Here is a 13,058-nt window from a genome sequence, read left to right on the forward strand (position 1 = left end):
CCACGGCGACGGCCGGACCGCCGTGCGGGAGCCGGACCGCCGTGCGGGGGCACCGCCGCGCGGGAACGCACAGCGGCGCCTGCCCTCTGACTGGTCGGGGAGAGGGCAGGCGCCAGGGACCGCGGTGGCCCGGCGACTCTGGCGGGATGCGGCTCGGTGCAACCCGGCGATGCGGCGCCGGGCGGTTCAGGGGTGCGTCAGACCACCAGCGGGCGGTCGGTCGGCCGGATCGGGGCGGGCAGCGGGGTCTTGCCGCCCAGGTACGCGTCCACGGCCGCGGCGGCCGAACGGCCCTCCGCGATGGCCCAGACGATCAGGGACTGGCCACGCCCGGCGTCGCCGCAGACGTACACGCCATCGACGTTGGTGGCGAAACGACCGTCACGGGCAACATTACCCCGTGCGTCGAGGTCCACGCCCAGCTGCTCGACCAGGCCGTTCTTCACGTCGGTGCCGGTGAAGCCCATGGCCAGGGTGACCAGCTGCGCCGGGAGGGCCCGCGCGCTGCCGGGAACCTGCTCGAACTTCCCGTCCCTGAACTCCACCTCGACGAGGTGCAGCTCCTGCACGTTGCCGTCCTCGTCACCGCTGAAGTGGGTGGTGGAGACGGAGTAGATCCGCTCGCCGCCCTCCTCGTGCGCGGAGGTGACCTTGTAGGTCATCGGCATGGTCGGCCAGGGCTGGTTGCCGGGGCGGTCCTCGCCGGGCCGCGGCATGATCTCCAGCTGGGTGACGGAGGCCGCGCCCTGCCGGTGGGCGGTGCCGACGCAGTCGGCGCCGGTGTCGCCGCCGCCGATGACGACGACGTGCTTGCCCTTGGCGCTGATCGGGGCCTCGACGAAGTCGCCCTCCTGCACCTTGTTGGCCAGCGGCAGGTACTCCATGGCCTGGTGGACGCCCTTGAGCTCGCGCCCGGGCACCGGCAGGTCACGGGCGGTGGTCGCACCGGCGGCGACGACGACGGCGTCGAAGCGCTCGCGCAGCTGCTGCCCGGTGATGTCCTCGCCCACGTGCACGCCGGTGCGGAACCGGGTGCCCTCCGCCCGCATCTGCTCGACGCGGCGGTTGATGTGGCGCTTCTCCATCTTGAACTCGGGGATGCCGTAGCGCAGCAGGCCGCCGATCCGGTCGGCCCGCTCGTACACCACGACGGTGTGCCCGGCCCGGGTGAGCTGCTGGGCGGCGGCCAGGCCGGCCGGCCCGGAGCCGACCACGGCGACCGTCTTGCCGGAGAGCCGCTCCGGGATCTGGGCGGTGACGCCGCCCCGGTCCCAGGCCTTGTCGATGATGGTGACCTCGACGTTCTTGATGGTCACCGCGTCCTGGTTGATGCCGAGGACGCACGCCGACTCGCACGGCGCCGGGCAGAGGCGACCGGTGAACTCCGGGAAGTTGTTGGTCGCGTGCAGACGCTCGATGGCACCGGACCACTCGTCCCGGTAGGCGAGGTCGTTCCACTCGGGGATGAGGTTCCCGAGCGGGCAGCCGTTGTGGCAGAACGGGATGCCGCAATCCATGCAGCGGCCGGCCTGCTTGGTGATGATCGGCAGGAGGCTGCGTTCGACGTAGACCTCGTTCCAGTCCCGCAGACGGACGTCCACGGGACGGCGCTCGGCCAGCTGCTTGGGCGTGGTCAGGAAGCCCTTGGGGTCAGCCATGTGCCGCCTCCATCATCTTGCGAGTGGTCTCGGCCTCGGAGAGGCCATCGCGCTCAGCGGCGTCCTTGGCGGCGAGCACTGCCTTGTAGTCGGTCGGCATGATCGTGGAGAAGCGGGAGACACCGCTGCCCCAGTCCGCCAGGAGCTCGGCGGCGACGGTGGAGCCGGTCTCCTCGTAGTGCTGCTGCACGGTCTCGCGCAGCCAGTCCCGGTCGGCGGCGGTGGGGGCCTCGATGCCCACCATGCCGTCGTTGACGTTGGCCGGCCGCAGGTCGAGCACGTAGGCGATGCCGCCGGACATGCCGGCCGCCAGGTTGCGCCCGGTCTCACCGAGGACGACGACCCGCCCGCCGGTCATGTACTCCAGGCCGTGGTCGCCCACGCCCTCGACGACCAGGGTGGCGCCCGAGTTGCGGACGGCGAACCGCTCACCGGCCTTGCCGCGCAGGTGGATCCGGCCGCTGGTGGCGCCGTAGCCGATGGTGTTGCCGGCGATGACGTGGTTCTGCGCGTCGTTGCCGATGGCGGCGGCGTCGCGGGCCGGGCGGACCACGATCACACCGCCCGACAGGCCCTTGCCGACGTAGTCGTTGGCGTCGCCCTCCAGCCGGAGCGTGATGCCGCGGGGCACGAAGGCGCCGAAGGACTGGCCGGCCGAGCCGGTGAAGGTGACGTCGATGGTCCCCTCCGGCAGGCCCTCACCGCGGTACCGCTTGGTCACGTGGTGGCCGAGCATGGTGCCGACGGTCCGGTTGACGTTGCGGATCGGCAGCTGGATGCGGACGGCGTCGCCGTTCTCCAGGGCGTCCTGCGCCAGGTCGATCAGCTGGTTGTCGAGCGCCTTGTCGAGCGCGTGGTCCTGCGTGGTGGTGCGGTGGAGCGAGGCGCCCTCGGGCAGCGCGGGGACGTGGAAGAGCGGGGCCAGGTCGAGCCCGGCGGCCTTCCAGTGGTCGACCGCGGCCTGTGCGTTGATGTGCTCGGCGTGGCCGACGGCCTCCTCGATCGTGCGGAAGCCCAGCTCGGCCAGGATCTCCCGGACCTCCTCGGCGATGAATTCGAAGAAGTTGACCACGAACTCGGGCTTGCCGGAGAACCGCTCGCGGAGCACCGGGTTCTGGGTGGCGACGCCGACCGGGCAGGTGTCCAGGTGGCAGACGCGCATCATGATGCAGCCGGAGACGACCAGCGGAGCGGTCGCGAAGCCGAACTCCTCCGCGCCGAGCAACGCGGCGATGACGACGTCGCGGCCGGTCTTCAGCTGGCCGTCGGTCTGGACGACGATGCGGTCGCGCAGACCGTTGAGCAGCAGGGTCTGCTGGGTCTCGGCGAGGCCGAGCTCCCAGGGACCACCGGCGTGCTTCAGCGAGGTGAGCGGCGAGGCGCCGGTGCCGCCGTCGTGGCCGGAGACCAGGACCACGTCCGCGTGCGCCTTGGAGACGCCGGCCGCGACCGTGCCGACGCCGACCTCGGAGACCAGCTTCACGTGGATGCGGGCCGCCGGGTTGGCGTTCTTGAGGTCGTGGATCAGCTGCGCCAGGTCCTCGATCGAGTAGATGTCGTGGTGCGGCGGCGGCGAGATCAGACCGACACCCGGAGTGGAGTGCCGGGTCTTGGCGACCCACGGGTAGACCTTGTGGCCGGGCAGCTGACCGCCCTCGCCGGGCTTGGCGCCCTGGGCCATCTTGATCTGGATGTCGTCCGCGTTGACCAGGTACTCGGAGGTGACGCCGAACCGGCCGGAGGCGACCTGCTTGATCGCCGAACGGCGCTCCGGGTCGTACAGGCGGTCCGGGTCCTCGCCGCCCTCACCGGTGTTGGACTTGGCGCCGAGGCGGTTCATCGCGATCGCCAGGGTCTCGTGCGCCTCCAGGGAGATCGAGCCGTACGACATGGCGCCGGTGGAGAACCGCTTGACGATCTCGGAGACCGGCTCGACCTCGTCGACGGAGATCGGGGTGCGGCCGAGGCCGTCCAGCCGGAACAGGCCGCGCAGCGTCATCAGCCGCTCGGACTGCTCGTTCACCCGGTCCGTGTACTGCTTGAAGATGTCGTACCGGCGGTTGCGGGTGGAGTGCTGGAGCCGGAACACGGTGTCCGGGTCGAACAGGTGCGGCTCGCCCTCGCGGCGCCACTGGTACTCGCCGCCGATGTCCAGCGCGCGGTGCGCGGCGGGGATGCCGGAGGCCGGGTACGCCTTGGCGTGCCGGGCGGCGGTCTCGCGGGCGATCTCGTCCAGGCCGATGCCGCCGAGCTTGGTGGTGGTGCCGGCGAAGTAGCCGTTCACCAGCTCCTGGGAGAGGCCGATCGCCTCGAAGACCTGGGCGCCGCGGTAGGAGGCGACGGTGGAGATGCCCATCTTGGACATCACCTTCAGCACGCCCTTGCCGAGCGCCTTGATCAGGTTCTTGATCGCCTTCTCGGACTCGACGCCCTCGATGAAGACGCCCTGGGCGACGAGGTCCTCGACCGACTCCATGGCCAGGTACGGGTTGACCGCGCCGGCGCCGTAGCCGATCAGCAGGGCGACGTGGTGCACCTCGCGGACGTCGCCGGCCTCGACCAGCAGCGACACCTGGGTGCGCTGCTTGGTGCGGATCAGGTGGTGGTGGATGGCCGAGGTGAGCAGCAGCGAGGGGATCGGGGCGTGCTCGGCGTCCGAGTGCCGGTCGGAGAGCACGATGATCCGGGCGCCGTCGGCGATCGCGGCGTCGGCCTCGGCGGCGATCGCGGCGAGCCGGGCGGCCAGGCCCTCGCCTGCGCTGGAGACCTTGTACAGGCCGGACAGCGTGACGGCCTTGAGGCCGGGCTGGTCGCCGTCGGCGTTGATGTGGACCAGCTTGGCCAGCTCGTCGTTGTCGATCACCGGGAAGGTGATGCCGACGGAGCGGCAGGCGGCGGCCTCGGCGGCCAGCAGGTTGCCCTCGGGGCCGAGGTTGGAGAGCAGGGAGGTGACCAGCTCCTCGCGGATGGCGTCCAGCGGCGGGTTGGTGACCTGCGCGAAGAGCTGCACGAAGTAGTCGAACAGCAGGCGGGGCTTCTCGCTCAGCGCGGCGATCGGCGAGTCGGTGCCCATCGAGCCGAGCGCCTCGCCGCCGGTCCTGGCCATCGGCGCGAGGATGACGCGCAGCTCCTCCTCGGTGTAGCCGAAGGTCTGCTGGCGGCGGGTGACCGAGGCGTGGGTGTGCGCGATGTGCTCGCGCTCGGGGAGCTTGGCGAGCTGGATCTGGCCGGCCTCGACCCACTCCGCGTAGGGGTGCTCGGAGGCCAGCGCCGACTTGATCTCCTCGTCGTCGACGATGCGGTGCTCGGCGGTGTCGACGAGGAACATCTTGCCGGGCTGCAGCCGGCCCTTCCGGACGACCTTCTCCTGGTCGATGTCGAGCACGCCGACCTCGGAGGAGAGGACGACCAGGCCGTCCTCGGTGATCCAGTACCGGGCCGGGCGCAGACCGTTGCGGTCCAGCACGGCGCCGATCTGGGTGCCGTCGGTGAAGGTGACGCAGGCCGGGCCGTCCCAGGGCTCCATCAGGTTGGAGTGGTACTGGTAGAACGCACGGCGGGCCGGCTCCATGGTGGCGTGGTTCTCCCACGCCTCCGGGATCATCATCAGCACCGAGTGCGGCAGCGACCGGCCGCCGAGGTGGAGCAGCTCCAGGACCTCGTCGAAGGAGGCCGAGTCGGAGTGGTCCGGGGTGCAGATCGGGAAGATCCGCCCGAGGTCGCCGGGGATCAGGTCGGTGGCGAGCTGGGACTCCCGGGCGGTCATCCAGTTCCGGTTGCCCTTGACCGTGTTGATCTCGCCGTTGTGCGCGACGAAGCGGTACGGGTGGGCGAGCGGCCAGCTCGGGAAGGTGTTGGTGGAGAAGCGCGAGTGCACCAGACCGAGCGCGGAGGCGTAGAGCCGGTCCGACAGGTCGGGGAAGAAGGGCTCCAGCTGGCCGGTGGTCAGCATGCCCTTGTAGACGACGGTGCGGGCGGAGAGCGAGGGGAAGTAGACACCGGCCTCACGCTCGGAGCGCTTGCGGACGACGAAGGCGATCCGGTCGAGGACGATGCCCTCGACGCCGTCCTTGCTCAGGAAGATCTGCCGGAAGCGCGGCATCACGCTGCGGGCGGTGGCGCCCAGCAGGTCCGGGGTGACCGGGACGTCGCGCCAGCCGAGGACGGTCAGGCCCTCCTCGGCGGCGATGGTCTCGATCTGCGCGACGGCGGCCGCGTCGGCGGCGTCCTCGTCGGGCAGGAAGGCGATGCCGACCGCGTAGGCGCCGGCCGCCGGGAGCTCGAAGGAGGTCCTGGCGCGCAGGAAGGCGTCCGGGACCTGGGTGAGGATGCCCGCACCGTCGCCGGAGTCCGGCTCGGCGCCGGTCGCACCGCGGTGCTCCAGGTTGCGCAGGACGGTCAGCGCCTGCTCGACGACGGTGTGGTCGGCGATGCCGGTCAGCGTGGCGACGAAACCGACGCCACAGGCGTCGTGCTCGTTTCGCGGGTCGTACAGGCCCTGAGCAGCAGGTCGCGCATCCGGAACGAGCGCGTACGGCGGGCGCGCGGCGCCGACCTGGGGCTCGTTGGCGGAGTGCATGGATGCAGACAGCATCGGCTCTCCCGTCGTCGTCTTTCGAAGCTGGTGCAGTAGGGACGACGTTGGCCCTGATGCGATTTCATGCAAGTTACATGATGCCCAAGAACCCGGGTAGCGGAATATCGAGTCCACATCGCGGACTGATCCGCAGGTCAAGGGTGCAATGAGAGGACGTGCAGCAGCGCACGTACCGACGATTGTGCCCGGCGTTCGGCGGCCCGAAACAGGGGCGAAACCCGCACGCCACAGAGGCCGATCATGGCCGCCTGCGAATCCATCCCCGGAGTCGATCCCAGGATGCGAATCGTCGGACCCCGAGCCCGAATGGTGAGACTAGGCAAGGTCGCATCCGGACTTCATGTGCGGAACGTCACGCAGTCGTCCGCATAATCATGCACACTTCCGTACCATCCTACGGCGCCGCCCGCACACCCGCCCAGCCCTCGGGCCGGCCCGACCGGGCCGGCCGAGCGGCCCCCGGCGGGCCCGTCAGCCGACCTGCCCGCCGATCAGCCACCCCAGCAGGTACGTCACCCCGGCCGCCGCCCCGCCCAGCACCAGCTGCCGCAGCCCGCTGAACCACCAGCTGCGCGCCGTCACCCGGGCCACCACCGCCCCGCAGGCGAACAGCCCGGCCGCCGACAGCAGCAGGGCCGGCAGCAGCGAGGTCGCACCGAGCAGGTAGGGCAGCAGCGGCAGCAGCGCACCGGCCGCGAAGCAGACGAACGAGGACCCGGCCGCCACCCACGGCGAGGGCAGGTCGTTGGGGTCGACGCCCAGCTCCTCCCGGGCGTGTATCTCCAGCGTCCGGTCCGGGTCCGCCGAGAGCTGCCGGGCCACCTCGCGGGCCAGCGCCGGATCGACCCCGCGCTCGACGTACAGCTGCGCCAGTTCGGCCAGCTCGCCGTGCGGGTTGCGGCGCAGCTCCAGCCGCTCAGCCTCGATCTCGGCCTGGACCAGCTCGCGCTGGGAGGCGACTGAGGTGTACTCCCCCGCCGCCATCGAGCAGGCACCGGCCGCCAGGCCCGCCAGACCGGTGAGCACCACGGTGCCGCCGGAGACGGCGCCGCCGACGACGCCGGTCATCAGGGCGACGTTGGAGACCAGCCCGTCCATCGCGCCGAACACGGCCGGTCGCAGCCAGCCGCCGTTCACGTCGCGGTGGTGCCCGGCGGCGGGGATCCGGGGGTGGTGCCCGGCCTCGGGGTCGAGGGTGGTCGCGCTCACGGTACTCCGGCCTCCATACGGTCGAATGATCGTCAGTTCGGCTGACGAATCGACCGTAGCCCTCCTGAGCTGGGCATTTCCAGCAAAGCAAGGCTGTCCGAACAAAGCTCCGGCCGCCCTCGCGCAGGGTGCGGAGGGCGGCCGGAGTCGATGAACGTCGCAGGTCAGGCGGGGTTCCTGGCGCCCTTCTCCAACCTGTCGAGCTTCTCGGCGAGCGTGTCGGCCGATCCCGCGCCGGGCCTGTCCTCCGACTTGGCGTCGGACGTCGAGCCGGACGTCGAGCCGGGCTTCGAGCCGGTCCTCCCGTCCGACGGCTGGCCGGACGCACCCTCCGACTCCTCGTCCACGGCCGGGTCCGGGTCCGGGTCCGTCACGGCCGCCGCGGACGCCGAGTCGGGCGCCGTCGGGTCGATGCTCGCGGGGTCCTCGCGGCCGGGCCGCTTCTTCCCCACGATCACGAAGTAGGCGACGGCCCCCACGAAGACCACGACCGCGACCCAGCCGTTGAGCCGCAGGCCGAGCACGTGGTGCGCGTCGTCGATCCGCAGGTACTCGGTCCAGAACCGGCCCACCGTGTACCCGGCCACGTACAGCGCGAAGGCCCGGCCGTGGCCCAGGGTGAACCGGCGGTCCGCCCAGATCACCAGCGCCGCGACACCGACGCACCAGAGCGACTCGTAGAGGAAGGTCGGGTGGTAGATCCCGGTGACCGTCTCGCCGCCGGGCAGCGTCTTCTGGATCTCCAGGCCCCACGGCAGCGTGGTCTCCCGGCCGTACAGCTCCTGGTTGAACCAGTTGCCCCAGCGGCCGAGCGCCTGGGCCAGCGCGATGCCCGGTGCGATCGCGTCGGCGTAGGCGGGCAGCGGAACGCCCCGGCGGCGGGCGCCGATCCAGGCACCGACCGCGCCGAGCGCGATCGCGCCCCAGATCCCGAGGCCGCCCTCCCAGATCTTGAGGGCGTTCCAGGGGTTCTTCCCCTCGCCGAAGTACAGCTGGTGGTCGGTGATCACGTGGTAGAGCCGGCCGCCGACCAGGCCGAACGGCACAGCCCAGACGGCGATGTCGCCGACCGTGTGCTTGCCACCGCCGCGGGCGACCCAGCGCCTGCTGCCGAGCCAGACGGCCACGACGACACCGAGGATGATGCAGAAGGCGTACGCGCGCAGCGGGACCGGTCCGATGTACAGGACGCCCCGCGACGGGCTGGGAATGTAGGCGATATCCATGGCAGCTCCGACGCTACAGGGTCCACGGCCTCCGCCGGGCACCCCCAGGGTCACAGATCGGCGCACAGCGCACCGCCGCCCCCTCCGGACGGGGAGGAGACGGCGGTATCCGCACGGGTACGGGTCAGCCGGCGGTCGGGGTGGCGGCCGGGCCCGAGGGGGCGGCCGACGCGCTCGCGGTACCCGGCTGCTTGCCCTGGTTGGCCGCGTCCACCCACTTGGTGAGGTTGGCCGGGGTGATCTCCTCGTTGTTGTACTTGGGGTAGATCGGCTGCCCGTTGAGCAGCACCGTCGGCGTGGACTTGTAGCTGGACTTGTCGAAGTCCTGCTGGACCGCCGACACCCATCCGCTGTACTTGTTGTCGTTGACGCACGCCTCGAACTCCGGAGTGTTCAGCCCCGGCACCTGCTTGGCCAGCTCGATCAGGGTCGAGGTCTTGCCGAAGGCGTCGTCGGTCTCCTGCGGCTGGTTGCGGTAGAGGACGTCGTGGTAGGCGCGGAACTTCCCGGCGTCCTGGGCGCAGCCCAGCGCGTTGGCCCCGTACTTGGAGCCCTTGCCGCCCACCGCCCGGTCGATGAACGAGACGATGTGGTAGTTCCCGACGATCTTGCCCTCGTCCTGCAGCCGGTCGATGGTCTCGGCGAACTCCTTCTCGAAGATCGCGCAGGCCGGGCAGCGCGGGTCCTCGTAGACGGTGAGCGTGGCCGGGGCATCGGCCGCGCCGACCGGGATGACCAGGTTCTTGTCACCGATGGTGCCGGCGGGGGCGGCGGCGGGGGTCTCGGGCTTGGACCGTTCGTTCTGCACCACCACGCCGGTGACCACCGCGGCGGCGATCACGGCCAGTGCCACCCCGCCGATGATCAGCTTCTTCTTGCGCCGGCCGCGGGCCTCGTCCTCGGCCCGTTCCGCCAGCATCCGCTCGCGGGCGGTGCGCTTGCCTTCTCGGTTCTTCTCGCTCATCAGCCTTGGACATTCCAGGTTCGGGGGTGGGGATGCGGTGCGACGGGGCGGCCCGACGTGCTGTTCAGCTCGCCAGCCAGCCGTCCACGGAGAACTTGGTGCGGGGCCGCCAGATCAGCCACCCGGCCAGCAGCAGGAACCCGGTGTCGCGCAGGATCTCCTGCAGGTACTCGGTCTGCGAGGCGTCCACCGCCCCGCCGCCGCCGAAGCAGCCGCAGTCGATCGAGATGCCGCGCGCCCACGCGGAGGCGATCCCGCCGATGAAGGCGAGCAGCAGCACCGCGGAGACCACGGCGACCAGCCGCACGCCGAGGCCGATCACCAGGAGCAGCGCGAGCGCCAGCTCCAGGAAGGGCAGCGCGTGGCCGACCGGTTTGACCAGGCCCTCCGGCAGGATCTCGTACGCCCGCACGGCCTGCGCTGCCTCGGCCGGGTCGGCGATCTTGGCCAGCCCGGCCCAGCCCCACACCACGGCGAGGCCCAGTCGGGCGGCCGTGCCGATCCACTCCGTCACCGGCCCGGCCATCCGGACAACCCCCTCGGGAAACACCGTCACGTCCTGATGAACCGTAACCAGTGACGCCGGGTTCCTCCATATTCAGGAGTTAAGCCGAAAGAGTGACGTTTATGACGCCCTGTCCGATTGCGCCCTAGCGCGTGTTCGGATCGCAGCCCGGTGGCCGGCCGAGGTCGTAGCGGCCCGCGTCGAGGTCCCGTCGCCCCTCCCGGACCGAGCGGCCGGCCCGTACCACCGCGTCCACCCGGGCCGCCTCCGCACAGACGTGGGCGTCCCGCTCGGCGCGCTCCACACCCCGTTTGGCCAGCGCCGGACCGACCACGCCCTGGGCGCCGAGGGCGGCCCCCAGCACCAGGGCGGCCGCGGCCGCCCGCAGCAGCACGGCTCGCTGGAGACCTGGCACCGGCCGACCCCTTCCGCTCGCTCCGCACCACCGGGGCACGTCGTTCGTGCACTCGTCCCTCCACTCAACGCCGGTCAACCCCCGTTGATGCGTGCACCCGCCGCTGTTCACCCGTTCGGGTCGTCCCCGCCGGGACCGGGAACGCCGACGGCCCGCCGCCCCCGGAATGCGGGGCGGCGGGCCGTCGGTCCTGCGGGTCAGCGCCGGCGGACGCCCTCCGCCAGCTCACCGGCGAGGGCGCGCACGGCGGCCAGGCCGGCCCGCTCGTCCCCGTCCGCGTCCAGGATCCGCTGCACGAACGCCGATCCGACGATCACACCGTCCGCGAACCCGGCCACCTGCGCGGCCTGCTCACGGGTCGACACCCCGAGGCCGACGCAGACCGGCAGCTCGGTGGTGGCCCTGGTCCGGGCGACCAGGTCCTCGGCCAGGTCGCCGACCTGGGCCCGGCTGCCGGTCACGCCCATCACCGCGGCCGCGTACACGAAGCCGCTGCCGGCCGCCGTGACCTCGGCCAGCCGCTTGTCCCTGCTGCTCGGCGCGACCACGAACACGGTGTCCAGACCGTGCTCGTCCGCCGCCTTGCGCCACTCCTCGGACTCCTCCACCGGGAGGTCCGGCAGGATGCAGCCCACCCCGCCGGCCGCGGCCAGGTCGGCGGCGAACCGCGCGGTCCCGTACCGCTCCACCGGGTTCCAGTAGGTCATGACCAGCACCGCCGCCCCGGGGTGCGCGGCCGCGACCTCCTGCACCGTCCGCAGCACGTCCTTGATCCGGACGCCGCCGCGCAGCGCGATGTCGTCGGCCGTCTGGATGGTCGGACCGTCCAGGACCGGGTCGGAGTGCGGCAGGCCGATCTCGACGACGTCGCAGCCGCCCTCGATCAGCGCGTTGACCGCGCGCACCCCGCCGTCCACGCTCGGGAAACCGGCCGGCAGGTAGCCGATCAGCGCCGCGCGGTTCTCCGCCTTGGCCGCGGCCAGGATGCCACTGAGCTTCGAAGCCATGATCACTTACCCCCGTGGGCGGAGCCGGCGCCCGGCTCGTCGTACAGGCCGAAGTACTCGGCCGCGGTGTGCATGTCCTTGTCGCCGCGCCCGGAGAGCGAGACCAGGATCGTGGCCTCGGGCCCGAGCTCGCGGCCCAGCTCCAGGGCGCCGGCCAACGCGTGCGCGCTCTCGATGGCCGGGATGATGCCCTCGGTGCGGGACAGCAGCCGCAGCGCCTGCATGGCGGCGTCGTCGGTGACCGGCCGGTACTCGGCCCGGCCGGTGTCCTTCAGCCAGGCGTGCTCCGGGCCGACGCCCGGGTAGTCGAGGCCGGCCGAGATCGAGTGCGACTCGATGGTCTGGCCGTCCTCGTCCTGGAGGACGTAGGTGCGGGAGCCGTGCAGCACGCCCGGGTCGCCCTTGGTGAGGGTGGCGGCGTGCTTCGGGGTCTCGGCGCCCTCGCCGGCCGCCTCGCAGCCGATCAGGCGCACGCCCGCGTCCGGGATGAACTCGTGGAAGATGCCCATCGCGTTGGAGCCGCCGCCGACGCAGGCGACGACGGCGTCGGGCAGCCGTCCGGTCCGGTCCAGGACCTGCTGCCGCGCCTCGATGCCGATCACCCGGTGGAAGTCCCGGACCATCATCGGGAAGGGGTGCGGCCCGGCGACGGTGCCGAACAGGTAGTGGGTGGAGTCGACGTTGGCGACCCAGTCGCGGAACGCCTCGTTGATGGCGTCCTTGAGGGTGCGGCTGCCGGAGGTGACGGACACCACCTCGGCACCGAGCATCCGCATCCGGGCGACGTTGAGCGCCTGGCGCTGGGTGTCCACCTCGCCCATGTAGATGGTGCAGTCGAAGCCGAACAGCGCGCAGGCGGTGGCGGTGGCCACGCCGTGCTGCCCGGCGCCGGTCTCGGCGATGATCCGGGTCTTGCCCATCCGGCGGGTGAGCAGCGCCTGGCCAAGCACGTTGTTGATCTTGTGCGAGCCGGTGTGGTTGAGGTCCTCGCGCTTCAGCAGGACGCGCGCGCCCCCCGCCTCGGCGGAGAAGCGGTGGACGTCGGTCAGCGGGCTCGGCCGGCCGGTGTAGTCCTTGAGCAGCGCGTCGAGCTCGGCGGTGAAGGCCGGATCGGCCTTCGCCTTCTCGTACTCCTCGGCGACCTGCTCCACGGCGGCGACGAGGGCCTCCGGGATGAAGCGGCCGCCGTACGCGCCGAAGTAGCCGCGTGCGTCCGGCACCTCGGCGCCGGGCAGGTAGTCCTTGGCGGACTTGTCGGACATGGTGAAGTCCTTCGGGAACTCGGGAAGATGACGATGACGAGAGGGACGTCGGAACGGCTGGTCAGCCGTGCGTCCCGCGCCATCGCCGTCCCGGCACCTGCCCGGGCTCGCAGCCGATGACGTACCGCACCCGCCTGCCCAGCACCCGGCGTGCGGGCGCGCGGCAGCCGCGCGGGCGGCAGCCGGGGGCGAGACGGGTGGCGATCTTCATGGCG

General features: G+C 71.7%; 10 protein-coding genes. All 10 read right to left on the reverse strand.

Annotated elements, in window-relative coordinates; translation table 11 throughout:
- Positions 1-197: 197 nt before the first annotated feature.
- The 10 genes from PUR61_RS27335 to trpM all read right to left on the reverse strand — a co-directional run bounded on the left by PUR61_RS27335 (position 198) and on the right by trpM (position 13,054).
- Complete coding sequence (locus PUR61_RS27335; protein WP_329882085.1) at positions 198-1,658, reverse strand: glutamate synthase subunit beta; 1,461 nt, start codon at positions 1,656-1,658, stop codon at positions 198-200.
- Positions 1,651-6,237, reverse strand: a complete 4,587-nt coding sequence (gene gltB, locus PUR61_RS27340) for a glutamate synthase large subunit (protein ID WP_329882201.1) — start codon at positions 6,235-6,237, stop codon at positions 1,651-1,653. Before gltB ends, PUR61_RS27335 begins: the two co-directional genes overlap by 8 nt.
- 489 nt (positions 6,238-6,726) lie before the next feature.
- A complete protein-coding gene (locus tag PUR61_RS27345; protein ID WP_329882202.1) occupies positions 6,727-7,419 on the reverse strand; it encodes a VIT1/CCC1 transporter family protein in 693 nt (230 codons plus the stop codon).
- 209 nt (positions 7,420-7,628) lie between these two features.
- Positions 7,629-8,690 (reverse strand): prolipoprotein diacylglyceryl transferase, encoded by a 1,062-nt coding sequence (gene lgt, locus PUR61_RS27350; protein WP_329882086.1) that lies wholly within the window; start codon positions 8,688-8,690, stop codon positions 7,629-7,631.
- A gap of 124 nt (positions 8,691-8,814) precedes the next feature.
- Positions 8,815-9,654 carry a DsbA family protein gene (locus PUR61_RS27355; RefSeq protein ID WP_329882087.1) on the reverse strand — a complete coding sequence of 280 codons (840 nt, stop codon included), beginning with the start codon at positions 9,652-9,654 and terminating at the stop codon, positions 8,815-8,817.
- Between the two features lie 64 nt (positions 9,655-9,718).
- The gene (locus tag PUR61_RS27360; protein ID WP_329882088.1) at positions 9,719-10,210 is read right to left on the reverse strand and encodes a MauE/DoxX family redox-associated membrane protein; all 492 of its coding nucleotides are present in this window, start codon (positions 10,208-10,210) and stop codon (positions 9,719-9,721) included.
- A gap of 94 nt (positions 10,211-10,304) precedes the next feature.
- Positions 10,305-10,574: a hypothetical protein gene (locus PUR61_RS27365; RefSeq protein ID WP_329882089.1), complete on the reverse strand. Its 270-nt coding sequence runs from the start codon at positions 10,572-10,574 to the stop codon at positions 10,305-10,307.
- Between the two features lie 197 nt (positions 10,575-10,771).
- On the reverse strand, positions 10,772-11,581 hold the full coding sequence (gene trpA, locus PUR61_RS27370; RefSeq protein WP_329882090.1) for a tryptophan synthase subunit alpha: 810 nt from the start codon (positions 11,579-11,581) through the stop codon (positions 10,772-10,774).
- A 2-nt stretch (positions 11,582-11,583) separates the two neighbouring features.
- Entirely contained in the window at positions 11,584-12,843 is a 1,260-nt protein-coding gene (gene trpB / locus PUR61_RS27375; RefSeq protein ID WP_329882091.1) for a tryptophan synthase subunit beta, read from the reverse strand.
- Positions 12,844-12,904: 61 nt separating this feature from the next.
- Positions 12,905-13,054: a tryptophan biosynthesis modulator TrpM gene (gene trpM, locus PUR61_RS27380; protein ID WP_167352964.1), complete on the reverse strand. Its 150-nt coding sequence runs from the start codon at positions 13,052-13,054 to the stop codon at positions 12,905-12,907.
- Between the last annotated feature and the right edge of the window lie 4 nt (positions 13,055-13,058).

Source organism: Streptomyces sp. BE20 (assembly GCF_036322525.1).
Classification (GTDB): Bacteria; Actinomycetota; Actinomycetes; order Streptomycetales; family Streptomycetaceae; genus Kitasatospora.